Origin of the sequence: Sphingomonas sp. SORGH_AS_0950 (assembly GCF_030818415.1) — a bacterium.
Classification (GTDB): Bacteria; Pseudomonadota; Alphaproteobacteria; order Sphingomonadales; family Sphingomonadaceae; genus Sphingomonas.
Genome location: NZ_JAUTAE010000001.1, coordinates 918,297 through 943,174, shown reverse-complemented (window position 1 = coordinate 943,174; position 24,878 = coordinate 918,297). Strand labels below are relative to the sequence as shown.

General features: G+C 68.2%; 23 protein-coding genes. 15 read left to right on the top strand and 8 right to left on the bottom strand.

Annotation, left to right across the window (positions count from 1 at the left end):
* Positions 1-5: 5 nt before the first annotated feature.
* On the bottom strand, positions 6-272 hold the full coding sequence (locus QE385_RS03885; RefSeq protein WP_307099264.1) for a hypothetical protein: 267 nt from the start codon (positions 270-272) through the stop codon (positions 6-8).
* Between the two features lie 192 nt (positions 273-464).
* A complete protein-coding gene (locus tag QE385_RS03880; RefSeq protein ID WP_307099262.1) occupies positions 465-1,862 on the bottom strand; it encodes a M20/M25/M40 family metallo-hydrolase in 1,398 nt (465 codons plus the stop codon).
* 108 nt (positions 1,863-1,970) lie between these two features.
* On the opposite strand from QE385_RS03880, the gene ettA reads away from it, so the two are divergent.
* On the top strand, positions 1,971-3,650 hold the full coding sequence (gene ettA / locus QE385_RS03875; RefSeq protein ID WP_307099260.1) for an energy-dependent translational throttle protein EttA: 1,680 nt from the start codon (positions 1,971-1,973) through the stop codon (positions 3,648-3,650).
* A gap of 194 nt (positions 3,651-3,844) precedes the next feature.
* The gene (locus tag QE385_RS03870; RefSeq protein WP_307099258.1) at positions 3,845-5,029 is read left to right on the top strand and encodes a sensor histidine kinase; all 1,185 of its coding nucleotides are present in this window, start codon (positions 3,845-3,847) and stop codon (positions 5,027-5,029) included.
* A 36-nt stretch (positions 5,030-5,065) separates the two neighbouring features.
* Here QE385_RS03870 and QE385_RS03865 read toward each other — a convergent pair whose 3' ends face one another.
* From QE385_RS03865 to QE385_RS03855, 3 genes are all read right to left on the bottom strand, one after another.
* Positions 5,066-5,842 carry an NYN domain-containing protein gene (locus tag QE385_RS03865; RefSeq protein ID WP_307099256.1) on the bottom strand — a complete coding sequence of 259 codons (777 nt, stop codon included), beginning with the start codon at positions 5,840-5,842 and terminating at the stop codon, positions 5,066-5,068.
* Between the two features lie 323 nt (positions 5,843-6,165).
* Complete coding sequence (gene greB, locus QE385_RS03860; protein WP_307099254.1) at positions 6,166-6,648, bottom strand: transcription elongation factor GreB; 483 nt, start codon at positions 6,646-6,648, stop codon at positions 6,166-6,168.
* A gap of 43 nt (positions 6,649-6,691) precedes the next feature.
* Positions 6,692-8,698 (bottom strand): lytic transglycosylase domain-containing protein, encoded by a 2,007-nt coding sequence (locus tag QE385_RS03855; protein WP_307099252.1) that lies wholly within the window; start codon positions 8,696-8,698, stop codon positions 6,692-6,694.
* 90 nt (positions 8,699-8,788) lie between these two features.
* On the opposite strand from QE385_RS03855, the gene dapA reads away from it, so the two are divergent.
* Positions 8,789-9,688, top strand: a complete 900-nt coding sequence (dapA, locus tag QE385_RS03850; protein ID WP_307099250.1) for a 4-hydroxy-tetrahydrodipicolinate synthase — start codon at positions 8,789-8,791, stop codon at positions 9,686-9,688.
* Between the two features lie 87 nt (positions 9,689-9,775).
* Entirely contained in the window at positions 9,776-10,084 is a 309-nt protein-coding gene (locus QE385_RS03845; protein WP_307099248.1) for a 5'-nucleotidase, read from the top strand.
* Here the strand turns inward: QE385_RS03845 and QE385_RS03840 are convergent.
* Complete coding sequence (locus tag QE385_RS03840) at positions 10,050-10,979, bottom strand: endo alpha-1,4 polygalactosaminidase (protein ID WP_307099246.1); 930 nt, start codon at positions 10,977-10,979, stop codon at positions 10,050-10,052. The two genes, QE385_RS03845 and QE385_RS03840, sit on opposite strands and share 35 nt — an antisense overlap.
* 137 nt (positions 10,980-11,116) lie before the next feature.
* On the opposite strand from QE385_RS03840, the gene smpB reads away from it, so the two are divergent.
* The 9 genes from smpB (at position 11,117) to QE385_RS03795 (ending at position 21,946) form a co-directional block, all read left to right on the top strand.
* The gene (smpB, locus tag QE385_RS03835; RefSeq protein WP_007403364.1) at positions 11,117-11,596 is read left to right on the top strand and encodes an SsrA-binding protein SmpB; all 480 of its coding nucleotides are present in this window, start codon (positions 11,117-11,119) and stop codon (positions 11,594-11,596) included.
* Positions 11,596-12,171 carry a DUF2062 domain-containing protein gene (locus QE385_RS03830; RefSeq protein WP_307099244.1) on the top strand — a complete coding sequence of 192 codons (576 nt, stop codon included), beginning with the start codon at positions 11,596-11,598 and terminating at the stop codon, positions 12,169-12,171. The genes smpB and QE385_RS03830 overlap by 1 nt, the downstream gene beginning before the upstream one ends.
* A 95-nt stretch (positions 12,172-12,266) precedes the next feature.
* Complete coding sequence (locus QE385_RS03825; protein WP_307099242.1) at positions 12,267-14,324, top strand: M13 family metallopeptidase; 2,058 nt, start codon at positions 12,267-12,269, stop codon at positions 14,322-14,324.
* A 73-nt stretch (positions 14,325-14,397) separates the two neighbouring features.
* Positions 14,398-16,806: a PAS domain-containing sensor histidine kinase gene (locus QE385_RS03820; RefSeq protein ID WP_307099239.1), complete on the top strand. Its 2,409-nt coding sequence runs from the start codon at positions 14,398-14,400 to the stop codon at positions 16,804-16,806.
* 25 nt (positions 16,807-16,831) lie between these two features.
* The gene (locus tag QE385_RS03815; protein ID WP_307099237.1) at positions 16,832-17,182 is read left to right on the top strand and encodes a response regulator; all 351 of its coding nucleotides are present in this window, start codon (positions 16,832-16,834) and stop codon (positions 17,180-17,182) included.
* 92 nt (positions 17,183-17,274) lie between these two features.
* Complete coding sequence (ilvD, locus tag QE385_RS03810) at positions 17,275-18,996, top strand: dihydroxy-acid dehydratase (RefSeq protein WP_307099235.1); 1,722 nt, start codon at positions 17,275-17,277, stop codon at positions 18,994-18,996.
* Between the two features lie 10 nt (positions 18,997-19,006).
* Positions 19,007-19,369, top strand: coding sequence for a hypothetical protein (locus QE385_RS03805; RefSeq protein WP_307099233.1), 363 nt, complete (start codon positions 19,007-19,009; stop codon positions 19,367-19,369).
* Positions 19,366-20,745: an NAD(P)H-hydrate dehydratase gene (locus QE385_RS03800; protein WP_307099231.1), complete on the top strand. Its 1,380-nt coding sequence runs from the start codon at positions 19,366-19,368 to the stop codon at positions 20,743-20,745. The genes QE385_RS03805 and QE385_RS03800 overlap by 4 nt, the downstream gene beginning before the upstream one ends.
* Positions 20,746-20,749: 4 nt before the next feature.
* Positions 20,750-21,946 carry a class I SAM-dependent RNA methyltransferase gene (locus QE385_RS03795; protein ID WP_307099229.1) on the top strand — a complete coding sequence of 399 codons (1,197 nt, stop codon included), beginning with the start codon at positions 20,750-20,752 and terminating at the stop codon, positions 21,944-21,946.
* Here QE385_RS03795 and truA read toward each other — a convergent pair.
* A complete protein-coding gene (gene truA, locus QE385_RS03790) occupies positions 21,928-22,677 on the bottom strand; it encodes a tRNA pseudouridine(38-40) synthase TruA (RefSeq protein WP_307099227.1) in 750 nt (249 codons plus the stop codon). The genes QE385_RS03795 and truA overlap by 19 nt on opposite strands.
* Positions 22,674-23,579: a methionyl-tRNA formyltransferase gene (fmt, locus tag QE385_RS03785; RefSeq protein ID WP_307099225.1), complete on the bottom strand. Its 906-nt coding sequence runs from the start codon at positions 23,577-23,579 to the stop codon at positions 22,674-22,676. Before fmt ends, truA begins: the two co-directional genes overlap by 4 nt.
* Before the next feature lie 53 nt (positions 23,580-23,632).
* Here fmt and recR point away from each other — a divergent pair, with 53 nt between their 5' ends.
* Both recR and def read left to right on the top strand, forming a co-directional pair.
* Entirely contained in the window at positions 23,633-24,229 is a 597-nt protein-coding gene (gene recR / locus QE385_RS03780; RefSeq protein ID WP_307099223.1) for a recombination mediator RecR, read from the top strand.
* A 45-nt stretch (positions 24,230-24,274) separates the two neighbouring features.
* Positions 24,275-24,796 carry a peptide deformylase gene (gene def / locus QE385_RS03775; RefSeq protein ID WP_307099221.1) on the top strand — a complete coding sequence of 174 codons (522 nt, stop codon included), beginning with the start codon at positions 24,275-24,277 and terminating at the stop codon, positions 24,794-24,796.
* The last annotated feature ends 82 nt before the right edge of the window (positions 24,797-24,878 follow it).

Genomic DNA, 24,878 nt, shown 5'->3' with positions numbered 1-24,878 from the left:
CCGCATTACTGCAGGTTGTCAGCCTTGGCGTCGGCAGCGTCACGGACGTTGTCGGCGGCGGCGTTGATGTTGTCGGCAGCGTTCTCGAGCGACGCAGCAGCGGCGGTGTTCGAGGTGTTGTCGGCAACCGCGTCGAGGTTGTCGGCCTGCATTTCCATGTTGTCAGCCAGCATGTCCGCGTTGTTTTCAACAGCGGCCGCTTCCGGCGACTTCGTGCAGGCGGCCACGGACATCAGGCCGGCGGCAGCGAGAACAAAGGCAATCTTCTTCATTCGAATGCTCCCAAGCATAAGCAATCATCGCGGCCGACCCGAATGCCGTCGCGAAGCGGCTCAAATAACGTGCGGTTCATCGCGGTCAATCCGCAAAATTCATACGAAAGCAAGGTTCGCGACGAACCGATGGCGCCTATCGGGCTTTTTCAAGGCGTTGACGTTACCAAAAGGTTACCGGAATCGCCCCGGTCAGCGCGGCGTGACGGCCCCGATCGGCTCGGGCGCGTTGGCCACGACCGCCAGCATCGTCGTCCAGGCCGCGACATTCTGGCGCAGTCCGGCCGGATCGACGCGGTCCAGTACGTCGTCCGGCGTGTGATGGGTATCGAAATAATCCCATCCCGACTGGTTCAGGTCGATCGCCGCCGTGCCCAGCTTCAGCGTCGGGCCGATATCGGTGCCGTCGCCGCCCAGGCCGCTGCCCCGCGTGATGCCCAGCGGGGCCAGAGCGGCCTGGAGCCGGTCCGCGACCGGGCTGGCGGCGGCGGGCAGGTTGACCTCGAACCGCCAGACCCGGTCGGCGCCGAAATCGCTTTCCGACGCGGTGGCGTGGCGTTCGCCCGCATGCGCCTTGGCATAGGCCGCGCCGCCCATGCCGCCGACCTCTTCGGCGCCGAACCAGACGACGCGGATCGTCCGCTTCGGCTGGCCCGCATCCATGATTCGCTTGGCGGCGGCGGTGGTGATCGCCAGTCCACTGGCATCGTCGATCGCGCCGGTGCCCAGGTCCCAGCTGTCGAGATGCCCACCGACCAGCACGATGCCCGCCGACGGATCGCTGCCCGGAACCTCCGCGATGACATTGCCCGATTCGCGCGTGCCGACCATGCGCGGGGTCAGGATCAGCTTCATCCGCACCGGCTTGCCGCGCGCCGCGACGCGTTCGAGCTGTTCGGCATCGGGCACCGACAGGGCCGCCGCCGGGATCGGCTTCACGCCCTCGGGGAAATTGGTCGTGCCGGTATGCGGAAAGCGGTGATGGTCGGTGCCGATCGAGCGGATCACGATCGCCAGCGCGCCCCGCTTGGCCGCCAGCGCGGGTCCGGTAAAGCGCGCGGTGCCATAGGCGCCGTACCCCGATCCGTCCTGGGTCCGGGGCATGGCGTTGCCGATATAGACGATCCGCCCCTTGATCGCCGAGTCGGGCGCCGACTGGAAGGCGGCCATGCTGGGGAAGACCGCGACGTCGGCGGTCAGCCCGCCCGCCGGGGTCGCCCCCGAATTGCCGAGCGCGGCAAGGGTCAGCTTCTGCGGGAAGGGCGCGATGATCTCGGCGCTCTCCGCACCGCGTTCCCAGACGGGCATCTGATAGGGTTCGATCCGGACATTCTTGAACCCCAGCGCGGTCAGCCGGGCGACCGCCCATTGTCGCGCCCGCGCCTCCGCCTCGGTTCCCGCCAGGCGCTGGCCGACTTCGGTCGTCAGCCCCTCGACAATGTCCCAGGCGACCGTGTCGGTCAGCGCGGCGTCGCGCAGCCGTTCGACCTCGGGCGCGACGGTCGCGGGCATGGGCGGGGGCGTCCGCTGTGCCAGAACGGGAGAGGAAAGGGCGGAGGCGGCCAGTGCCGCAAGGACAATTCGCTTCATGGGCGCGACTGTTGCCCAGCCCGTCCCGTTTGCCAACCGCCCGCGCACCCACTACATGGTCGGGCAAACATCCAACAGTCGCAAAAAAGCACGGAGCCCCGCGCCGCCATGGCCGTCCAATATACCTATGTGATGAAGGGTCTGACCAAGACCTTCCCCGGCGCCAACAAGCCTGTCCTCAACAACATCCATCTCCAGTTCCTGCCGAGCGCGAAGATCGCGATCATCGGCCCGAACGGCGCGGGCAAGTCCACGCTGATGAAGGTGATGGCGGGGATGGACACGGACTTCACCGGCGAGGCCTGGGCCGCCGAGGGCGTCCGGGTCGGCTATCTGGCGCAGGAGCCGCAGCTCGACCCCGCCAAGGACGTGATGGGCAACGTCAAGGACGGCGTCCGCCCGATCGCCGACCTGGTCGATCGCTTCAACGCCATCTCGGCGGAGATGGGCGACCCGAAGGACGACACCGATTTCGACGCCCTGATGGAAGAGATGGGCGAGCTTCAGGCCAAGATCGACGCGGTCGACGGCTGGTCGCTCGACAGCCAGCTGGAACAGGCGATGGAAGCGCTGCGCTGCCCACCGGGCGATGCCGACGTCACCCGCCTGTCGGGCGGTGAGAAGCGCCGCGTCGCGCTCTGCAAGCTGCTGCTCGAAAAGCCCGACATCCTGCTGCTCGACGAACCGACCAACCACCTCGACGCCGAGAGCGTGTCGTGGCTGGAAAATTACCTCAAGGAATATACCGGCAACGTCATTCTCGTCACCCACGACCGTTACTTCCTGGATAACGTCGTCAACTGGGTGCTCGAGCTGGATCGCGGCCGCTATTACACCTACGAATCCAACTATTCCGGCTATCTGGAGAAGAAGGCCAAGCGGCTTGAGCAGGAAGAGCGCGACGAGGCGGGCAAGCAGAAGGCGATCGCCGACGAGCTGGCCTGGATGCGTCAGACGCCCAAGGCCCGCCAGACCAAGTCGAAGGCACGTATCCGCGCGTTCGAGGAGCTGATGGAGAAGCAGGAGAACCGCGTCGCGGGCAAGGCGCAGATCCTGATCCAGATCCCCGAGCGTCTGGGCGGCAAGGTGATCGAGGCCAAGGGGCTGACGAAGTCCTATGGCGACAAGCTTTTGTTCGAAAATCTCGACTTCATGCTGCCGCCCGGCGGTATCGTCGGCGTGATCGGGCCGAACGGCGCGGGCAAGTCGACGCTGTTCAAGCTGATCACCGGCCAGGAACAGCCCGATGCGGGCACGATCGAGATCGGCTCGACCGTCAAGCTCGGCTATGTCGACCAGAGCCGCGACAAGCTCGATCCCAACAAGAATGTCTGGCAGGAAATCTCCGACGAGCTGGAGGTCTTCCGCTTCGGCAAGCAGGAACTGGGCACGCGCGCCTATGTCGGCGCGTTCAACTTCCGCGGGCCCGACCAGCAGAAGAAGGTCGGCCAGCTGTCGGGCGGTGAACGCAACCGCGTCCACATGGCCAAGATGCTCAAGGAGGGCGGCAACGTCCTGCTGCTCGACGAACCGACCAACGACCTCGACGTGGAAACGCTGCGCGCGCTTGAAGAGGCGCTGGAGACGTTCGCGGGCTGCGCCGTGGTCATCAGCCACGACCGCTTCTTCCTCGACCGCCTCTGCACCCACATCCTGGCGTTCGAGGGCGACAGCCATGTCGAATGGTTCGAGGGCAATTACGAGTCGTACGAAGAGGACAAGCGCCGCCGCATGGGCGATGCCGCCGACCGTCCGACCCGTCTGGCCTATAAGAAGCTGACGCGCTGATCCCCCTCGCGCATCGCTGACATCCGGCGCCCTTCCCGAGCGATCGGGGAGGGCGTCGTGCCATGGGCGGTCGGCCCATTTGCGGCCAGGGGGGCCGATCGCCTTCGGAACGGACCCGGATCGGGTTTAAAATGGTTAAAACAATCCTTATTCTGGACGCGTCCGGAACGAGGATGAAAGGGGTTCGACGGCGAATGGCGGTGGTGGAGCAGGCGCAGGGCGAGGATTTGGAAATCGCCGGCGCGGGGCAGTTGCATTATCGGCTTCGCCAGCAATCGGTGCTCGCCGCCTTCGGGATCGAGGCGTTGCGCGCGCGCGATCTGGACCCGATGCTGCAACGCGCGACCGAATTATGCGCCGAGGGGATGCGCTCGCGCTTCTGCAAGTTCCTGGAATATCGCGCCGACCGTGACACCCTGCTGGTGCGCACCGGCGTCGGCTGGGGGCCGGGCGTGGTCGGGTCGACCGAGATGCGGACCGACATGGGCTCGCCTGCGGGCTTCGCGCTCCAGACCGGGCAGGGCGTGATCTCCAACCATCTCGACCAGGAAGAGCGGTTTCGTACTCCGCAATTCATGGCCGACCACCATATCCGCCGCGCGATCAACGTTCTCGTCGAAGCCTCGGGGCAGCGTTACGGCGTGCTCGAGGTCGACAGCCCCGACGAAGGGCGATTTGAGGAGGCCGACCTCGCCTTCATGCAGGGTTTCGCCAATCTGATCGGCGTCGCCATCGAACGGCAGGAGGCCGAGCGTCGGCTGGCCGAGGCGGTCGAGCATCAGCAATTGCTGACCCGCGAGGCCAGCCACCGGGTCAAGAACAGCCTCGCGCTCGTCTCCGCCATGCTGAACCTGCAAAAGCAGGAGGATGACGATCCCCGCGTGCTGCGCATGCTGAACGACGCGCAGGCCCGGATCGCCGCCATCGCCCAGACGCATGACCAGCTCTGGCGCGGCGAGCGGGTGGGGATGGTGTCGCTCGACGATCTCGCCTGCGGGATCGCGCATCAACTGGCCGAGCAGGCGCAGAACCATCAGGTGCATTGCGATATCGAGGCGATCGAGATGAACGCCGATACCGCGATCCCGATCGGCCTGATGCTGACCGAGCTTCTGACCAACGCGATCAAATATGCCTATGACGAACAGGGCGGGGCGATCGACGTTTCGCTCCACGCGCGCGACGGCCAGATCGTCCTGACGGTGCGCGACCATGGCCAGGGGCTGCCCGCCGATTTCGACATGAAAGCGGCGTCGCGGCACAGCCTGGGGATGCGCATGATCGCCAGCTTGGCGCGCCAGTTGCGCGGCGAGGTGCGGTTCGACGATGCGGCGCCCGGCACCTGCGCGACGCTGACCATGCCCGACCCGAGGGAGTAGGACATTCCTCCCCTTGCCGGGGAGGATGCTACGGGATCACCGCACCCGCTTGACGAAGGTCCGGCCGTCCTCGCGGCGTTCGGTCTGGAAATTGGGCACCGCCTCGATCAGCTCGGACAGGCGCTTGAACCCGTAATTGCGCGTGTCGAAGCTGGAGCGGTTGCCCGCCAGCTGGCCGATGGCGGACAGACTGGCGAAACCGCGTTCGTCGCGCTTCACCGAATTATAGGCATCGACCAGCAGCTTCAGCAGTTCCTCGTCGATCGGGCGCGGCGTGCCTGCGGTCCGCTTGGTCTGTTCGATCGAAGGGGGCAGCGATTCGGCAAGTGGTACGTCGGCGGCGGTCGGCTTGGCGCTCGCCGGGCGCGTCGCCTCGCCGATCAGCGCGCCGACATCGATGAAGCGGCTGCACGCCTGCTTGAAGGCCTCGGGCGTCCGGGAATTGCCGAAGCCATAGACGGGAAAGCCGTCCTGCCGGATGCGGGTGGCGAGCGGCATGAAGTCGCTGTCCGACGACATGATGCCGAAGCCGTCGATCCGCCCCCGGAACAGCAGGTCCATCGCGTCGATGGTCATCTTCATGTCGGTGGCGTTCTTGCCCTTGGTCAGGTCGAACTGCTGCTGCGGTTCGATGCCATGTTTGACCATGACGTCGCGCCAGCCCTTCAGGCCGGGTTTGGACCAATTGCCATAGGCGCGGCGGACATTGACCGTGCCGAGCTCGGCCAGCACGGTCAGGACAGGGTCGATGGCGGCCGACTGGGCGTTGTCGGCATCGATCAGCAGCGCGATGTTGCGGGTCGGGGCATTCATCCGCCCTGTCTAGCAAAGCCGCGCCGCCGGAGCCATGGGCCGAAGCGTCAGCGTCGGCCGCCGTTGCGGACCTGTCCATTGGCCATTTCGGTGCCCTTGGTCACGCGCTCATGGCTTTCGGGATCGTCGACGGCGCGGGTCAGCTCGTCGCGCGTGCCGACATCGGTGGCGATGCCGCCGGTCCGACCGACCGCCGAGGGGGCCGCCTCGGCCGCGTCGATGATCGCGCTGTCGTCATGATCGCGCGGGCTGGTGGTGCGGGGATGTTCCAGGGTCGCTCTCCTGTGCTGCGCATCCAGCGCATGAGAGCGATCACCCGTTGCTCAGTTCGTCGGGTAAGTGATGGCGATGACCTCATATTCCTTTTCACCGGCCGGAAGGACGACGCGGCGCAGATCGCCCACCGCCGCCCCGCGCAGCGCGCGGACCAGCGGGGCATTCCAGCCGACCCGGCCCTTGCCCGCCTCGGCCTCGTCATCGCCGACCAGCGTCAGGATGCGCTCATTGTCATCCTCGTCGGCGATGGTGACGGTGGCGCCGAACCACACCTTGCTGCGGTCCTCCTGCCGGGCGGGATCGACGACCTTGGCCGCCTTCATCCGCTTGGACAGCCAGCCCAGCCGCCGGTCGATCTCGCGCAGGCGCTTGCGGCCATAGATATAGTCGCCATTCTCCGACCGATCGCCATTGCCCGCCGCCCAGGCGATGGTGTCGACCAGCTTGGGTCGCTCGACGGCGAACAGCGTCTCATATTCCTGGCGAAGCGCGGCATAACCCGCCGGGGTGATGTAATTGGGGCGATCCATCCGCCTGCTCTATCGACTGGGCCCAACTGATCAACCCGCCCGATCAACCCGGTCGGGACGTCTTGCCCAGATACCAGCTGAGCGGCGTCGGCCCCCGGCTGGTCGCGCGGGCCGGGTTCATCAGGTCATAGACGACGGCGTTTTCCAGCACGCGCTGGACGTAATTGCGCGTCTCCGAATAGGGGATCGCCTCGATCCAGTCGACGATGTCGACGCTGCCCGTTCGGGGGTCGCCGTTCAGCCGCAGCCATTTGTTCACATTGCCGCCCCCGGCATTATAGGCCGCGATCGCAAGCGGATAGCTGGCGAAGTTGTTGCGGATCCGCTCGAAATAGCTGGCCCCCAGCTGGATCGAGATATTGGGATCGGCGGTCAGCGCGGCGGGCGAATAGGCCAGTCCGATCTTGCTCGACTGTTCGGCGGCGGTGGCGGGCATCAGCTGCATCAGGCCGCGCGCGCCCGCATGGCTGACGGCGGCGCGGTCGAACTGGCTTTCCTGGCGCGCGATGGCGTGGATGATCGTCCAGCTCGATTCATAACCGGGGGGCACGGGCACGGTCGGGAAACCGGCGGCGGAATAATCGGTCAGCCCATTCTGCATCGCGCTGCGCCCGACCATCACCGCCAGGTCGGGGCGGTTGATGCTGCGCGACAGGTCGGCGGCGAGCAGATGGTCGTTCTCGTCCTGCGCATCGGCCGCGATCTGGCGGACAAAGGCGGTCTGGTCCTGCCACTGGCCGATCTGGCCCAGGAAGCGTGCCGCGCGGACGATCTCCTTGGCGTCGAAGGTGGCGCGGATGGCGGGCGCGATGCCGGTCGCGGCGATGGCGGGCGGTGCGACCAGCGGACGGCCGGTGCGCTCCAGCGCGAGCTGGCCGTAGAACTGATCGCGATACTGCGCCGCGCGATTGTAGAAGGCGGCGGATTCCGCCGTCCGGCCCGCCGCCTCGGCCGCGCGTCCGGCCCAGTAAAAGCCCTTGGCGCGGGTCTGCGGCGACTGGCTGCCCCGGCCATAACGGTCGAACAGCGTCATCGCGTCGGCGGGACGACCCAGCTTCATCGCGGTCTGCCCGCCCAGCCAGACGAGGCTGGTATAATCGTCGCGCTCGCCATAGGGCTTGGTCGAGACGTCGGTGCCCGGCGGATAGGCGTCGTCGACCTGCCGCGCGATGTCATAGGCGGTCTGAAGCTGGTTGTCGGCCGAGGCGGCGCGCGCATTGACCAGCAACGCTTCGTAGAATTTCTCGACATTGCCCGGCCGCACCGTCAGCTGGCGGCTACGCGCCAGCCAGGACCGCGCGGTCAGGCTGTCGCCGGTGTCGCGCAGCCACATCGCGCGGTCCGCGACATAGCCCGCATCATTGGCGTAAAGCTCGGCGGTCGAGGCGGACAGGCTGGCCGCATCCGCCGACTTGGTGCGGAAGGCCAGACGGGCGGCGAAGACCGGGCGCCGGGCGCTGGTCGTATAGCCAAGCTGGCGCGCCGCGGCGCTGGTCTGGCCGCTCCACAGCAGCATGTCCATGCGCGCGTCATGATCCTCGGGCGTCAGCGCGGAGGCGAAGGTCGACATGACCAGTGCCTCGTCGGTCGGGGACAGCGCGCCGCGTCGCCAGGCCGCACGCGCGGCCTGCGCCGCCTCGCCCGGCGCGCCGGTCGCCAGCAGGGCGCGGGCATAGGCGACGCCGCCCGCCGCCGTCAGGGGCGGAAAACGGCGGAAATAGGCTACGATGCTGCCGGGCGCGGCGGTGAAGTTCGCCGCCTGTCGCTCGGCCGCGCGGCGGTTGCTCGCCTCGCCGGGCCAGCCGGGATGGGCCATCACGAACCCGGCATAGCTGTCGAAGGGCAGCGAATCGGTCTGTTGCAGCGCGCGCCACTGAGCCAGCGCCGCCGCGATCGCGCCATCGGCGGGGGCGGGCATCCCCCGAACCTCCTGCGGGCTCATATTCGCCATCTGGGTGCGATACCGTTCGAGCTGATCCTGCTCGCCCGATGCGACCATGGAACTCGCCAGCGTCGCGAGGATCGCCCCCGCCTTCGTCAATGCCATCATGGTGGACAGAATAGGGCCTCTACCCGTACATGTCCTGAACAATTTCCCATTTCGGCCCAATTTCGGCGCAGCAGGAGCGCATTTCCTCTCATGTTTTCAGGGTCCATTCCGGCGCTCGTGACGCCGTTCGACGATCGTGGCGATCATCTCGGCGGGGCGTTCGACGAAGCGAAATTCCGGGACTTCGTCGAATGGCAGATCGCCGAGGGATCGTCGGCGCTGGTCGCGTGCGGCACCACGGGCGAGGCGGCGACCATGCCCAAGGACGAGCATTTCCATGTCGTCCGGGTGTGCGTCGACCAGGCCAATGGCCGGGTGCCGGTGATCGCGGGTGCGGGATCGAACGACACGATCGTCGCGATCGAGAATATGAAGGCCGCGCAGGCGGCGGGGGCCGACGCCACGCTGATGGTGCCGCCCTATTACAACCGGCCGAGCCAGGACGGCATCGTCCGCCACTTCGCCGAGCTGGCGCGCGAGGCGCCGCTGCCGATCATTCTCTACAACGTGCCCGGCCGCACGGTGACCGACATCCAGGCGGCGACGCTGATCCGGATCGTCCAGTCCGCGCCCGACATCTTCGTCGGGGTGAAGGATGCCAGCGGCGCGCTGCCGCGCGTCTCGCACCACCGCGCGGCGCTGGGCGCGGATTTCTGCCAGTTGTCGGGCAATGACGATCTGGCGCTGGCGTTCAACGCGATGGGCGGTGTCGGCTGCATCTCGGTCACTGCCAATGTCGCGCCGCGCCTGTGCGCCGAGTTCCAGGCGGCCTGCGCGGCGGGTGAGAGCGCGCGCGCGCTCGAACTGCATGACCGGCTGTTCCCGCTGCACGAGGCGATGTTCACCGACGCCTCGCCCGGCCCGGTCAAATATGCGCTCAGCCGGATCATGCCGCATTTCCCGACCGGCATCCGCCTGCCGATGACCTGGCCGTCCGAGGCGGCGCGCGCGCAGGTGGACGCCGCGCTGGCGCATGCCGGATTGATCTGACCCGGGCCGTCCGGCCCTGTTCCTGCCGCAATCATCGCCGACCTTTTCCCGAGATCAGGGAAAGGTCGGCCGATGTGGATCGCGGTGATGATGGCCTTGCAAGCCGGGGCGGTGGCGGGCCCGGTCCTGCCCGCGCTCAGGCGTCCCTCCACCGGCCGCTGTCCGGCGGACGATGCGGGCGGCGATGTCGTGGTGTGCGGGCGGTCGTCCGAAAGCTATCGGTTGCGGCCCATCCCGGACCGTTCCTCGCCCCTGACCCTGCCCACGGCGCGCACCGAAATCCCCGGCGTGGGGACCCTGTCGGCGGAGGTCGAGCAGGGGGGCGTCGGCGGCTTTCCCAGCAACCGCGCGATGATCCGGCTCAAGATCCCGCTGGGCGCGCGTCGTCGCAACTGAAGCGATAGCTGTCGTCCAGCGCCAACGCGAGGACCAGCGTGCGGACCCCCTGCTGGCGCGAGGCCGCGCACATCGTGTCGCGCGCGCCGCCGCTGTTGCTGCGATAGCGGTCGGCATATTCGGCGACCAGCACCGGCTTTCCGGCATCGAGAAAGGCCGAATAGCCGCCGCATTCCGAGAATTCATGGCATTGCTCGTTCAGCGCGAAGTCGAAGGCGGGTTGCAGCGCGGCGATCTGGTCGGTGTCGTTCTTCAACCCGATCGCCAGCCCCCGGCCATGCGCCTCGGCGGCGAGGAAGCGGTTATAGTCCAGCTGCATCGCGGCGGTCAGCCCGAGCCCGTTATCATTGGCATAGCCATCGACATTGTCCGGCTCGACCGCGTCGCAGCCCTTGGCCCTCGCCAGGTCGAGCCGCGCGGCCATCACCTTGCGGACGCCGGACGAATCGATGCGCAGCCAGCGCTCGCCTGCCCAGCCGGACAGCGCCTTGCCCCGGTCGCCGCTGGCGAATTGCGCATCGTCGGGGCGCCAGTTTTCCGAACTGCCCGCCGAGAAGTAACAGATCACGCGGCGCCCCTGACGATGGAGATCGGCGATCGTCGCGACCGGGCTGTCGAACAGGTCGATATCATAGGCGGCGACGGCATAGCCGGTATTGAGCGTCCCGCTGAGCTGCCATTGCCAGCTGAGCGTTCGCTCGGGCCGCCACCATCCGCCCGCGCTCGGCGTGGGGGTGGCGGCCGGGGTGGGCGAGGGGACGGGCGTGGGCGTCACGATCACCGGGTCGCCGTCCGCCGTGCCGCCGCCACAGGCACCGACTATCGCCAGCGCGGTGCAGGCGACGCCCAGGCGCCATATGCGGGAGAGCGATCGATGCTTGCGTGTCCGGCCCATGCCCGCGCCTTTGCGCCGCCATTCCGCCCGGGGCCAGCCCTGTCGCGGGATGGCACAGGCGGGGAGCGCCCGGAAACGGGACATTGCACAGCGAGCGGCTTTTCATGGCGGACGCGAACGCCTACATCGCTCCGTCCATGCGCCCGAAACCCCAGACATTCGACAAGAAGAAGATCGTCGCCGAGAACCGGCGCGCCCGCTTCGATTACGCCATCGAGACGACCTATGAGGCCGGTATCGCCCTGACCGGGACCGAGGTGAAATCGCTTCGCTTCGGCGAGGGATCGATCGCGGAATCCTATGCCGAGGTGCGCGGCGAGGAGGTCTGGCTGGTCAATTCCAACGTGCCCGAATTCAGCCACGGCAACCGCTTCAACCACGAAGCCAAGCGGCCGCGTAAATTGCTCCTTCATGAGCGCGAAATAAACAAGCTTCACGGTGCGGTGGCGCGCGAGGGGATGACCCTGGTGCCGCTGATGATTTATTTCAATTCGCGCGGACGTGCGAAGGTGGAGCTGGCGTTGGCGAAGGGCAAGAAGGCGCACGACAAGCGCGATTCGATCAAGGAACGCGACTGGAAGCGCGAGCAGGGCCGTATCCTGCGCGATCGCGGCTGATGGCCACGGCCGCGCCGACGATGTGGGGCCGGACGATGAACTGGGTCCGGCGCAACATGCCGACCCGCGATTCGATGGAGAGCAACCGGCTGCTCCGCCCGGTCGCGCACCGTGTCCTGGCGCCCGAGCTGTGGCGTTTCACCCGCCGGTCGGTGCCGCGCGGCGTCGCGCTGGGCGTGGTGGCGGGTTTCCTGTTCCCGGTCGCGCAGATCGCGATCGCGGCGGTCTTCGCGCTGCCGTTCCGCGCCAATGTGCCGGTCGCGGCGCTGACCACCTTCATCACCAACCCGCTGACCACCCCGATCATCTGGGTCATCGCCTATCGCATCGGCACGTTCCTGTTGCGCAGCGAGACGCCGATCAACACCCAGCCGGTGGCCGAGGCCGCGACCGGATGGCTGCAATGGGCGCTCAGCGCCTTTCACTGGCTGTGGGAGCAGGGGCCCGCCTTCGGCCTGGGGCTGTGCGTCCTGACCGCGTCCTGCGCGGTGGTCGGCTATGCGGCGTCGGCGCTGGGCTGGCGGCTGTGGATCGCGCGCAAATGGCGCAACCGGCGGAGATCGCCCGCAATTTGATAGCGGTATATCGGTTTGGCGTGGGTTTCTAACGGTTTGACTAGCCGTGTCGTCCCGCTACAACCGTCGCATCACTGTCCTGTTCGGGAATTTCGATGCGCTCTCTGCTGGTCGCCGCTCTTCTGTCCACCGCGATTTCCCCCGCTTTCGCCCAGACCCAAAACCCCGTCGACAAGGCCGCCGTCGGCCCGGTCAAGCCGCATGCCAAGAACGGCCCCGAAATCGGCGATTTCGGCTTCGACATGGCGGGCCGCGACACCACGGTAAAGCCGGGTGACGATTTCTTCGACTATGCCAATGGCATCTGGTACAAGACCACGACGATCCCCGCCGATCGTTCCTCCTATGGCATGTTCCACGTCCTGCAGGACCGCTCGCTCGAGCAGACCCGCACCATCCTGGACGACGCGGCCAAGCGGCCGGGCGACAAGGTCGGCGATTTCTACACCAGCTTCATGGATGAGGCGGCGGTCAACGCCAAGGGCGTCGCGCCCGTCAAGCCGTGGCTGAACCAGATCCGCGCGACCCAGAGCCGCGACGCACTGGCGGTCGAGATGGCCACGCTCCAGCGGCAGGGCGTCGGCGCGCCGTTCGGCGTCTATATCGGCCAGGACGACAAGGCGCCTGACACCTATATCGCCAATTTCGGCCAGAGCGGGCTCGGCCTGCCCGACCGCGATTATTATCTGAAGGACGACGCCAAGCTGGCGACGATCCGCACCGCCTATCAGGCCTATCTGGCCAGGATGCTGACGCTGGCGGGCGAGCCCAATGCCGAGGCACGCGCGGCGGCCGTGTTCAACTTCGAAAAGGCGCTGGCGGGTGTCCACTGGACCCGGATCGAAAGCCGCGACGCGGACAAGACCTATAACAAGTGGCTGGCGGCGGACTTCGCCGCCAAGGCGCCGGGCTTCCCCTGGGCGCAATATATGCAGACGCTGGGCATTGCGGGCCGCCCCGCCTATCTGGTCGCGCAGCCCAGCGCGATCACCGGCGAGGCCAAGCTGTATAGCGAGACGCCGCTGAACGTCCTTCAGGACTATGCGATGCTGAAGGTCCTGCGCAGCTATGCGGGCTATCTGTCGAGCGACTTCGACAAGACCAACTTCGCCTTCTACGGCACCACCCTGTCGGGCACGCCCGAGCAGCAGGCGCGGTGGAAGCGCGGCGTCGGCCTCGTCTCCAACGGGCTGGGCGAAGAGGTCGGCAAGCAATATGTCGCCAAATACTTCCCGCCGGAATCGAAGGCCGCCGCCGATGCGCTGGTCCGGAACCTGATCTCGGCGATGGGCGACCGGCTGCGCAATCTGGAATGGATGGCGCCCGAGACCAAGCAGAAGGCGCTGGCCAAGCTCGCCGCCTTCACGCCCAAGATCGGCTATCCCGACAAGTGGAAGGATTATTCGGGGCTTCGGATCGACCGGAACGACCTGGTCGGCAATGTCGCACGCGCCAATGCCTTCGAGTTCCAGCGCGATCTCAACAAGCTGGGCCAGCCGATCGATCGCGGCGAATGGTTCATGACGCCGATGACGATCAACGCCTATGCCAACCCGCCGATGAACGAGATCGTCTTCCCGGCGGCGATCCTCCAGCCGCCCTTCTTCGATCCGAAGGCCGATCCGGCGGTCAACTATGGCGGTATCGGCGCGGTGATCGGGCATGAGATCAGCCACCATTTCGACGATCAGGGCCGCAAATACGATGCGACCGGCAAGCTGACCGACTGGTGGACGCCGCAGGACGTGGCGCGGTTCAAGACCTTCACAGACGCGCTGGTGAAGCAATATGACGGCTATGAGCCGCTGCCCGGCCAGCATGTCCAGGGCGGCCTGACGCTGGGCGAGAATATCGCCGACCTGGCGGGTCTGACCGTCGCGCTCGACGCCTATCACAAGTCGCTGGGCGGCAAGCCCGCGCCGATCATCGACGGGACGACCGGCGACCAGCGTTTCTATTATGGCTGGGCGCAGGTGTGGCGGACCAAGTGGCGCGACCCCGCGCTGCAGCAGGCGCTGCTGTCCGATCCGCATTCGCCCGGCCATGAGCGGGTGCTGACCGTCCGCAACCTCGACCCCTGGTACAAGGCGTTCGGCGTCAAGCCGACCGACAAGATGGCGCTGACCCCGGCGCAGCGCGTCCGCATCTGGTAAGCGGGCCCCGCATGGGGGCATGGTTCAGGATCGCGCTTGACCCATGCCCCGTCGGCGGACGATGAGTCGCACCATGGCGATCGCGTCTTCCGAAACCCTGTCCCCCGTCCGTGCCGCCGCGCTCGTCTCGATCCTGGGCGGTGCGGCGGCGGCGGGGTTGATGTTCTTCGCGATCCGGAACTGGATCGTCGCGGCCGGCTTTCTGGCGACCGCGCTGCTGATGCTCGCCATCCTCGTCATGTGGCGGCTGCTCAGCCCGCGCGCGCAGGAGATGCGGCGCACGATCGACTGGGATTTCGCGCGCGTCGTCGCCGATGCCAGCCATGACGCGATCGCGGTGACCGACCGCGCCGGGCGTCTGGTCTGCGCCAACGAGGCCTATGCCGCGCTGTTTCCCGGCATGCCGACCCCGCCGGGCGTCCCGCTGGACGGCCCGTGTGTCGAGGCGCTGGCCCAGGCGGGTCGGACGGCGTGGCGCGACGGACTGGGCCGGGCCGACCGGATCGGGGTGATGGGCACCGAGCTGTCGGTGCTGGTCACCCGGTCGGGGGACGAGGCGGACCTGCTGGTCTGGCGCTTCGCCATCGCCGAGGAGCAGGACCTGGCCGAGACGGTCGAGCAACTGATCGGCGGCATCCATGGCGACCGGCTGGGCGCGGCGGGGATCATGGCGGCGCTGATCGCCCCCGATGGCCGCGTCCGGGCCGCCAACCGGGTGCTGTGCGCGCGGGCGATGGGCGGCGAGATGGAGTCGATCGTCGGCCGCGACTTCGCGACCTTCCTCGCCCACAGCCCCTCCGGCCAGATCCGGTTCGTCGCCGAAAAGGATGCCGCGACCCAGCATAGCCTGCGCATCCTGCAAATCCCCTTTGTCGAGGGCGAGGGCGCGCCGATGCTGGTCGTCCTGCTCGACGAAGAGCAGCAGATGGTCGCGCCCACCGGGGCGAATGCGGGCAACCATGTCCGTGGGCTCGTCTCGCTGATGCCGTTCGGCATCGCGCTGGTCGACCGGGACGGGCGGTTCCTCCAGATGAACTCCGCCTTCATGCGCGCGGCCGGGGTGAATGGCGGGCAGCCGCCGCTCTATCCGGGCGATCTGGTGGTGCGCGAGGACAAGGCGGCGGTGGCCGACGCGATCCGCCGCTTCGCCGGGGGGGCGACCCATTCGGCCGACATGGCGGTCCGGCTGAAGGATCATCCCGAGGAACCCGTCGCGCTGACCATCGCGGGCGCGCGGGGGCTGGGCGACGCCGCCGTGCTGTTGAGCCTGAAGGACAATTCCGAGGAAAGCCGCCTCAAGCGCGAAGTAGCGCAGGCGACCAAGATGCAGGCGGTCGGCCAGCTGGCGGGCGGCGTCGCGCACGACTTCAACAACATCCTGACCGCGATCATCGGGCATTGCGACCTGATGCTGATGCGCCATTCGCCCGGCGACAGCGATTATGACGACATCCAGCAGATCCGCACCAATTCCAACCGCGCGGCGAGCCTGACCCGCCAGTTGCTCGCCTTTTCCCGCCAGCAGACGCTGCGCCCGCAGATCCTGCAACTGCCCGATGTCGTGTCGGAGGTGTCGAACCTGCTCAAGCGGCTGCTGGGCGAACGCGTCCGGCTGGACGTCAGCCATGGCCGCAATCTGGGCCCGATCCGCGCCGATCCGGGGCAGCTGGAGCAGGTGGTCGTCAACCTGGCGGTCAATGCGCGCGACGCGATCCTGGAGAATGAACCGGCGGGCGGCGGCATCCTGACCATCCAGACCCGCGGTGTCTCGATGGCCGACGTGCGCGCGATGAACCACGACATCCTGCCCGCCGCGGACTATACCGCGCTCATCATCAGCGACAACGGCACGGGCATTCCGGTCGAGATCCTGCCCAAGATCTTCGAACCCTTCTTCACCACCAAGGAAATGGGGAAGGGGACCGGGCTGGGCCTGTCGACCGTCTATGGCATCATCAAGCAGTCGGGCGGCTATATCTTCGCCGAATCGCCATCGGGCGGGGGGGCGCGTTTCTCCATCTATCTGCCGGTCCATGCGGCCCCGGCGGTGCCCGTCGGCAAGGCGGTGGAGGTCAAACCGGCTCTCCCCGCGCCGACGCCCTGGGGGTCGGGCACGATCCTGCTGGTCGAGGACGAGGACATGGTCCGCGCGGTCGCCGAACGCGCGCTGACCCGGCAGGGCTATACCGTCCTGTCGGCGGAAAATGGCGAGGCGGCGCTCGACATGCTCGACAGGCATGGCAAGCCCGACCTGCTGATCTCCGACGTGGTCATGCCGACCATGGACGGGCCGACGATGGTCGGGCTGGTCCGCAAACGCTATCCCGACCTGGCTGTGCTGTTCATGTCGGGCTATGCCGAGGAACAGCTGCGCAAGTCGATCACCCTGCCCAATGTCGGTTTCCTGCCCAAACCCTTCTCGGTGCAGCAGCTTGCCGAGGCCACGCAGATCGCGCTGGCGCAACAAGCGGCTGGCGGATGACGCAAAGCATGATATGGCGGTGCCGATGACAGAGCCCGTGCAGATCCTCATCGTCGAGGACGAACCCCTGATCGCCATGATGCTGGAGGACTTTCTGGACGTCCTCGACAAACAGGTCGCGGGCACCGTGGACAGCGTCGACGACGCGCTGGCGCGGGTGGCCGAGGGGGGTATCGACGCCGCCATCCTCGACGTCAACCTGCGGGGCGGCCAGAAGAGCACCCCCGTCGCCGAAGCGTTGGCGGCGCGCGGCGTGCCCTTCGTCTTCGCGACCGGCGGATCGGACGACGCGGTGGACGAACGCTTCCGCGACCGCCCGCGCCTGCAAAAGCCGTTCACGATGGACGGCGTGGCGAAGGCGCTGGGGTCGCTCTGACCGTTCCGACGGGGTGCGAAAAGCCCCGTCGATGGCATGGCTCGCGAAATTTGCTTGCGTGGGCGGGGTGTCTGGCGACATAGGGCTGCGTCATGACACGCCAATTCGACAAGTCCCGCCTGCCGTCCCGCCACGTTTCCGTCGGCCCGGAGCGTGCGCCGCACCGCAGCTATTATTACGCCATGGGTATCCAGGAAGAGGATATCGCCAAGCCGTTCGTCGCGCTGGCGAGTGCGGGCAACAACTCCGCCCCCTGCAACACCACCCTCGATGCGCAGGCCGATGCCGCGCAGGGCGGGGTGATCCGCGGCGGCGGCATGCCGCGCCGGTTCAACACCATCACCGTGACCGACGGCATCGCGATGGGCCATCAGGGGATGAAGTCCTCGCTGGTCAGCCGAGAGGTCATCGCGGATTCGGTCGAGCTGTCGGTGCGCGGGCACTGCTATGACGCGCTGGTGGGCTTTGCCGGATGCGACAAGTCGCTGCCCGGCATGATGATGGCGATGCTGCGCCTGAACGTGCCGTCGATCTTCGTCTATGGCGGCTCGATCCTGCCCGGCCGCCACCAGGACCGTGACGTGACCGTGGTCGACGTGTTCGAGGCGGTCGGCCAGCATGCGGCGGGCAATTGTCCGCTCCATGACCTGATCGCGCTGGAAAAGGTCGCCTGCCCCGGTCACGGCGCGTGCGGGGGCCAGTTCACCGCCAACACCATGGCGTGCGTCGGCGAGGCGATCGGCCTGTCGCTGCCCAACAGCAACATGATGCCCGCGCCCTTCCTCGACCGGCACGGCATCGCCGAGGCGGCTGGCGAGCAGGTGATGGAGCTGGTCGCGCGCAACCTGCGTCCGCGCGACATCTGCACCCGCGAGGCGTTCGAAAATGCCGCGCGCGTCGTCGCCGCGACCGGCGGCTCGACCAATGCCGGGCTTCACCTGCCCGCAATGGCGAACGAGGCGGGGATCGATTTCGACCTGTTCGACGTGGCCGAGATCTTCAAGACCACCCCCTATATCGCCGACCTCAAGCCCGGCGGCCGCTATGTCGCCAAGGACATGTATGAGGCGGGCGGCGTCTATATGCTGATGAAGACGCTGCTGGCGGGCGGCTATCTGCACGGCGACTGCATCACCGTCACCGGCAAGACGCTGGCCGAGAATATCGACGAGGTGACGTGGAACCCCGACCAGAAGGTCATCTATGACGTGAAGACCCCGATCACGCCGACCGGCGGCGTCGTCGGCCTGCGCGGCAGCCTGGCGCCCGAGGGGGCGATCGTAAAGGTGGCGGGCATGAAGCGCCTCCAGTTCGAAGGCACCGCGCGCGTGTTCGATTGCGAGGAAGAGGCGTTCGCCGCCGTCGAGGCGCGCGAGATCACCGACGGCACCGTGGTCGTCATCCGCTATGAAGGGCCCAAGGGCGGTCCGGGCATGCGCGAGATGCTGTCGACCACCGCCGCGCTCTATGGCCAGGGTCTGGGCGAGAAGGTCGCTCTCATCACCGATGGGCGCTTCTCGGGCGGCACGCGCGGCTTCTGCATCGGCCATGTCGGCCCCGAGGCGGCCGATGGCGGCCCGATCGCGCTGGTCGAGAATGGCGATACCATCCGCATCGATGCCGAGGCGGGGACGATCGACCTAGTGGTGGCCGAGGAGGTGCTGGCCGAACGCCGCGCCCGCTGGACTCCGCGCATGAACGATTATCAGTCCGGTGTGTTGTGGCGCTATGCCCAGAATGTCGGCCCGGCGCACCAGGGCGCCGTCACCCATCCCGGCGCCAAGTCCGAGCGCCATGTCTATGCGGATATCTGAATCCGTCTGTATGGCCGGCGCCCTGGCGCTGGCCGGATGTTCGGGGCGGAGCGATGGCCAGGCGGGGGATGACGCCGCCGCCACCGCTCCGGCCCAAAAGCCCGGTCTCGCCATTGCCTGTGCCCGGGCGGGGGCCGCGCGATTTTCGCAGGAGTGCACCGTCGAGCAATCGGCGGCGGGCGATGCGGTGATCCTGACCCTTCGCCATTCCGATGGCGGATTCCGGCGGCTTCGGGTGACGCAGGACGGCCACGGCGTCGCCGCCGCCGATGGGGCGCTTCCGGCGCAGGTCACCATCGCGGGCGACCGGGAGATCGAGATCGCCATCGGCCCCGACCGCTATCGCCTGCCCGCCACGGTCGGCGCGCGATGATCCCGATCGCTGGCCGCACCGTCCTGACCGCCGAGGCGATGCGCGCGGCCGAGGCGGCGGTCTTCGCATCGGGCCTCGACCCGACTGCGCTGATGCGGCGTGCGGGGGAAGCGGTGGCCCAGGCCGTGGCCCGGCTCGCAGGCCCACGCGAGGTTCTGGTCCTGTGCGGCCCAGGCAATAATGGCGGGGATGGCTATGTCGCCGCCGCGACGCTGAAACATAAGGGCGTCGCCGTCCGGGTCGCGGCGAGCGACGACCCGCGCAGCGACGGTGCGCGCTGGGCCCGCGCGCTTTGGGATGGCCCGGTCGAGCTGTTGGCGACGGCGCGTCCTGCGCCGGTGCTGGTCGATGCGCTGTTCGGGATCGGCCTGTCGCGGGCGCTCGATCCCATAGTGCAGGCGGCGCAGGCACGGCTGGCGGGCGAGGCCTGGCTCGCCATCGCGGTGGACATGCCCAGCGGGGTCGCGAGCGATGACGGCGCGATAGGGGGCGATGTGCCCTGCTTCGACGTGACGCTGGCGCTAGGCGCGGTGAAGCCCTCGCACCTGTTGCAACCCGCCGCCGGTCGGATGGGGCAGGTGCGGCTGCTCGATATCGGCGTGCCGGTCGAGGGGACGACCCATGTGCTGGATCGCCCTGCGTTGCCCGAGCCCGACGCCCGATCGCACAAATATAGCCGTGGCATGGTCGCGGTGGTGGCGGGGAGCATGTCGGGAGCGTCGGAACTCGCCGCCACCGCAGCGCTTCGTGCCGGGGCGGGCTATGTCCTTCATTTGAGCGCGGGGGCGTCCGCCGTCGCGCATCCGCATGCCATCGTCCGCCGCGACTATGCGCCCGAAGCACTGGACGAGCAGCGGATCGGCGCGATCGTCATCGGCCCCGGCCTGGGCCGCGATGGCGACGCCAGCGCCCGGCTGGCGGCGGCGCTGGGCAGCGGCCGCCCGCTGGTCGTCGACGGCGATGCGCTGCGGCTGATCGATGCCGAGGCGCTGGGGCAGCATATCGGCCCCAAGATCCTGACCCCGCATGGCGGCGAGTTCAGCCATCTGTTCGGCGATGGCCCCGGCAGCAAGCCCGATCGCACCCGCCGCGCGGCCGAGCGGACCGGGGCGGTCGTCGTCCATAAGGGCGCCGACACGGTCATCACCGCGCCCGATGGCCGCACCATTCTGTGCCCGGAGGCCAATTCCTGGCTGTCGACCGCGGGGACCGGCGACGTGCTAGCGGGCGCGATCGGCGCGATGCTGGCAGCCGGGCTCGATCCGTTCGAGGCGGCGGCGGCGGGCGTGTGGCTTCATGCCGAGGCGGCGCGGCGTTGCGGGGCGGCTTTCATCGCCGACGACTTGGCAGACGCGCTTTCCGCCGTCAGAGGCTGATCGCATGAGCGATATCATCATCCGCGTTGCCGCACGCGGCGACGGCGTGACCGAAAATGGCCGCCACGCCGCCTTTGCCGCCCCCGGCGACCTGCTGGAAGCGGACGGCACCGTCACGCCCGGCCCGCATCATCAGGAGCCGCCTTGCGGTCACTTCCCCCGCTGTGGCGGGTGCCAGCTCCAGCATCTGGATGACGAAAGCTATGCCGCCTTCGTCACCGACCGGGTCGCCTCCGCGCTGGATGCGCAGGGGCTGGCCGCGCCGCTTCGCGCGCCCCATGTCTCGCCGCCGCGCAGCCGTCGCCGCGCCACGCTGCATGCCGAGGCAAAGGGCGGGCGCGTGATGATCGGCTTCTCGGAGGAAAAGAGCCACGCGATCGTCGATATCGCCGAATGCCATATCCTCGACCCCGTGCTGTTCGCGCTGGTCGCGCCCCTGCGCGCGCTGCTCCAGCGGCTGGGGTTCAAGCGGCGCGGCGACGTGCACCTGACGCTGGCGGACCAGGGGGCGGACGTTCTCGTCACCAATTTCTCGCCGGATGGCCTCGAAGCGGCGGAGACGATCATCAGTTTTTGCGAGCGGCACGGCGTCGCGCGATTCTCGGTCGATGACGGGCTGGGCCCGGAGACGCGCTGGGAGCCCGAGCCGGTGACGGTGACGCTCGGCGGCGTGGGCGTGCCCCTGCCGCCCGGCGCCTTTCTCCAGGCGACGCGCGATGGTGAGGCCGCGCTGGTCTCGGCGGTGCGCGAAGCGGTGGGCCGGCCGCGCACGACGGCCGATCTGTTCGCCGGGCTCGGCACCTTCGCGCTGGCGCTGCCCGGCAAGGTCTATGCCGCCGAGGGTGCGCGCGACGCGATCCTGTCGCTCAAAGGGGCCGCCAATGCGCAGGGGCGGCCGGTCTTTGCCGAGCATCGCGACCTGTATCGCCGCCCGCTGACCAAGGCGGAGCTGGACCGTTTCGACGCGATCGTGCTCGACCCGCCGCGCGCGGGCGCACGCGACCAGGCGGCGGCGCTGGCCAGCGCCGATGTCGCCTCGGTCGCCTATGTCTCGTGCAACCCGGCCAGCTTCGCGCGCGACGCGCGGGAGATGGTCGATCAGGGCTGGCAGCTGGAATGGGTGCAGCCGGTGGGCCAGTTCCGCTGGTCCACCCATGTCGAGCTGGCGGCGCGCTTCGTGCGTCAGCCGTCCGAGGGATAATCCGCCGCGACGAAGAACAGCCCGTCCGACGGCGCGTTCAGCCCCAGCTGCGCGCGGTCGCGGGCGACCAGTGCCGCCTCGACATCGTCCGGCGTCCAGCGCCCCATGCCGACCAGCGCGAGACAGCCGACCATCGAACGCACCTGATGATGCAGGAACGACCGGGCGGCGGCGCGGATATAGAGCCGCACGCCGACCCGCTCGACCGACAGCAGGTCCAGCGTGCGGACCGGGCTGTCCGCCTGGCAATGGACCGAGCGGAAGGTGGTGAAGTCGTGCCGCCCGACCAGCCGGGAGGCCGCCTCGGCCATCGCGGCCTCGTCCAGCGGCTGGGGCACCTGCCATGCCAGCCCCGCTTCGTGGGTCAGGGGGGCGCGGCGGTTGACGATGCGATATTCGTAAGACCGGCGGATGCACGAAAAGCGCGCATGCCAGTCGTCGGCCACCGTCACGCAGTCCAGCACCGCCACCGGGTTGGGCCGGATGCGCGCGTTGATCGCCTCCATCAGGCGAAAGGGCGCGATGTCCTTGGCGATGTCGACATGCGCCCGCATCGCCAGCCCGTGCACCCCCGCATCGGTGCGCCCGGCGGCATGGACGGCGGTGCGCTCGCCGGTCACGGCATGGATCGCATCCTCCAGCGCCTGCTGCACGCTCGGCCCATGCGACTGGCGCTGCCAGCCCATGAAGGGCCGACCGTCGAATTCGACCGTCAGCGCGAAACGCGTCAAAGCCGGGTTCCCGCCGGGATCGCAAAGCCGCGCAGCAGTTCATCCGCGCTCGACACGCCACGCCCGGCGCGCTGGACCGAGACGGCGCGCAGCGCGCCCTCGCCGCACGCGATGGTCAGCGCATCGTCCAACACCTCGCCAGGGGCCCCTTCGGCCTCGACCGGCTCGGCGGCGAGCAGCTTCACCCGCTCCCCCGCGACCTCGAACCAGGCGCCGGGTGCCGGGTTGAACGCACGGACCTGCCGCTCGACCTCGACGGCGGAGCGGGTGAAGTCGATCCGCGTCTCGGCCTTGTCGATCTTGGCGGCATAGGTGACGCCCTCCTCGGGCTGCGTCCGCGCCGGATAGCGATCGGGGTCTTCCAGTACCCGGACCATCAGCCGCGCGCCCATCGCCGCCAGCTCGTCGGTCAGCTCGCCCGTCGTCTTGCGTCCGATCGGGGTGGAGTCCTCCAGCTTGACCGGGCCGGTGTCGAGCCCCGCCTCCATCTGCATGATGCCGACGCCGGTCACCGCATCCCCCGCCAGGATCGCCCGCTGGATCGGCGCGGCGCCGCGCCACCGGGGCAGCAGCGAGCCATGGACGTTCAGGCAGCCGAGGCGCGGCGCAGCCAGGATCGGCCTGGGCAGGATCAGGCCATAGGCCGCGACCACCGCGACATCGGCATCATGCGCCGCGAACCGCGCCTGTTCCTCCTCGCCGCGCAGCGAGACGGGGGTGAAGACGGGGATGCCCAGCGCTTCGGCCGCCTGCTGCACCGGCGAGGCGACCAGTTGCCGCCCGCGCCGCCCGCCGGGGCGGGGCGGCTGGCTATAGCTGGCGACGATGTCATGCCCGGCCTGCGCCAGGGCTTCCAGGACCGGGACGGCAAAGCCCGGCGTGCCCATGAAGATGATCCGCATGGCAATGCCTCTCTGCGCTGGCGGGACGGCGCGCAACCCCCTATCTGTTCCCCATGGCATCCCCCGAGATCGAGGCGCTGACCCAGGCGCTGGCGCGCATCCCCGGCCTTGGCCCCCGTTCGGCGCGGCGCGCGGTCCTGCATCTGCTCAAGAAGCGCGAAGCGGCGCTGGCCCCGTTGCTGTCGGCGCTGGCGGCGGTCGAGGAGCGGCTGGAGACTTGTTCGACCTGCGGCAATATCGACACCGCGAACCCGTGCGCGATCTGTGCCGATCCCAGGCGCGACGCGGGCGCGCTCTGCGTGGTCGAGGAGGTCGCGGACCTGTGGGCGCTGGAGCGGTCGCGGCTGTTTCCGGGGCGCTTCCATGTGCTGGGCGGCCGCTTGTCCGCGCTGGAGGGCGTGCGGCCCGAAGACCTGGCGATCGACGCGCTCGTCCGCCGGATCGAGGGCGGCGGCATCGACGAGGTGGTGCTGGCGATGAACGCCACGCTGGAGGGGCAGACGACCGCGCATTACATCGCCGAGCGGATCGAGCGTTTTCCGGTCCGCGTAACCCAGCTGGCGCATGGCCTGCCGGTGGGCGGCGAGCTGGACTATCTTGACGAAGGGACGCTGGCCCAGGCCCTGCGTGCGCGCCGGCCGGTGGTCTGACGCCCCGGCTTGACGCTTTTGCCCATGCGCCGTAGCGAAACCGTCATGGCCATTCTTCCGATCGTCGAAGTTCCCGACCCCCGTCTGCGTCTCGTCTCCAAGCCGGTGGAGGTGGTGGATGACGGCGTGCGCCAGCTCGTCACCGACATGATCGACACGATGTACGACGCGCACGGCATCGGCCTGGCGGCGATCCAGGTCGGCGTCGACAAGCGCGTGCTGGTCATCGACCTTCAGGAAGAAGAGGATGAAGAGGGCAAGCCGGTCAAGAACCCGCGCGCCTATATCAATCCCGAGATCCTGTCGGTCAGCGACGAACTGTCCAGCTATAATGAGGGCTGCCTGTCGATCCCCGAGCAATATGCCGAGGTGAAGCGGCCCGCACGCTGTCAGGTGAAGTGGCTGGACGAAAAGGGCGAGGCGCATGAGGCCGAACTCGACGGACTGCTCGCCACCTGCATGCAGCATGAGATCGACCATCTGAACGGCGTGCTGTTCATCGACCATGTCAGCCGGTTGAAGCGCGACATGCTGATGCGCAAGCTGAACAAGATGCGCAAGGGCTGATCCCTTTCGCGCGAATGGGCCTGTTCGTTCGGGCCCGTTCGATCTATGTTCCGGCCTGTCCTTTGGTTCTGACAGGTTGTGA

Excerpts from the sequence above, each read along its gene's own strand:
- fmt (WP_307099225.1), bottom strand. The coding sequence starts at position 23,579 with ATGCGGATCATCTTCATGGGCACGCCGGGCTTTGCCGTCCCGGTCCTG.
- smpB (WP_007403364.1), top strand. The coding sequence starts at position 11,117 with ATGCGCCCGAAACCCCAGACATTCGACAAGAAGAAGATCGTCGCCGAG.
- QE385_RS03870 (WP_307099258.1), top strand. The coding sequence starts at position 3,845 with ATGGCGGTGGTGGAGCAGGCGCAGGGCGAGGATTTGGAAATCGCCGGC.
- QE385_RS03865 (WP_307099256.1), bottom strand. The coding sequence starts at position 5,842 with ATGAATGCCCCGACCCGCAACATCGCGCTGCTGATCGATGCCGACAAC.
- def (WP_307099221.1), top strand. The coding sequence starts at position 24,275 with ATGGCCATTCTTCCGATCGTCGAAGTTCCCGACCCCCGTCTGCGTCTC.
- QE385_RS03815 (WP_307099237.1), top strand. The coding sequence starts at position 16,832 with ATGACAGAGCCCGTGCAGATCCTCATCGTCGAGGACGAACCCCTGATC.
- QE385_RS03880 (WP_307099262.1), bottom strand. The coding sequence starts at position 1,862 with ATGAAGCGAATTGTCCTTGCGGCACTGGCCGCCTCCGCCCTTTCCTCT.
- dapA (WP_307099250.1), top strand. The coding sequence starts at position 8,789 with ATGTTTTCAGGGTCCATTCCGGCGCTCGTGACGCCGTTCGACGATCGT.
- ettA (WP_307099260.1), top strand. The coding sequence starts at position 1,971 with ATGGCCGTCCAATATACCTATGTGATGAAGGGTCTGACCAAGACCTTC.
- QE385_RS03830 (WP_307099244.1), top strand. The coding sequence starts at position 11,596 with ATGGCCACGGCCGCGCCGACGATGTGGGGCCGGACGATGAACTGGGTC.
- QE385_RS03845 (WP_307099248.1), top strand. The coding sequence starts at position 9,776 with ATGATGGCCTTGCAAGCCGGGGCGGTGGCGGGCCCGGTCCTGCCCGCG.
- QE385_RS03840 (WP_307099246.1), bottom strand. The coding sequence starts at position 10,979 with ATGGGCCGGACACGCAAGCATCGATCGCTCTCCCGCATATGGCGCCTG.
- QE385_RS03825 (WP_307099242.1), top strand. The coding sequence starts at position 12,267 with ATGCGCTCTCTGCTGGTCGCCGCTCTTCTGTCCACCGCGATTTCCCCC.
- recR (WP_307099223.1), top strand. The coding sequence starts at position 23,633 with ATGGCATCCCCCGAGATCGAGGCGCTGACCCAGGCGCTGGCGCGCATC.
- QE385_RS03795 (WP_307099229.1), top strand. The coding sequence starts at position 20,750 with ATGAGCGATATCATCATCCGCGTTGCCGCACGCGGCGACGGCGTGACC.
- QE385_RS03855 (WP_307099252.1), bottom strand. The coding sequence starts at position 8,698 with ATGATGGCATTGACGAAGGCGGGGGCGATCCTCGCGACGCTGGCGAGT.
- QE385_RS03885 (WP_307099264.1), bottom strand. The coding sequence starts at position 272 with ATGAAGAAGATTGCCTTTGTTCTCGCTGCCGCCGGCCTGATGTCCGTG.
- QE385_RS03800 (WP_307099231.1), top strand. The coding sequence starts at position 19,366 with ATGATCCCGATCGCTGGCCGCACCGTCCTGACCGCCGAGGCGATGCGC.
- QE385_RS03805 (WP_307099233.1), top strand. The coding sequence starts at position 19,007 with ATGGCCGGCGCCCTGGCGCTGGCCGGATGTTCGGGGCGGAGCGATGGC.
- ilvD (WP_307099235.1), top strand. The coding sequence starts at position 17,275 with ATGACACGCCAATTCGACAAGTCCCGCCTGCCGTCCCGCCACGTTTCC.
- greB (WP_307099254.1), bottom strand. The coding sequence starts at position 6,648 with ATGGATCGCCCCAATTACATCACCCCGGCGGGTTATGCCGCGCTTCGC.
- QE385_RS03820 (WP_307099239.1), top strand. The coding sequence starts at position 14,398 with ATGGCGATCGCGTCTTCCGAAACCCTGTCCCCCGTCCGTGCCGCCGCG.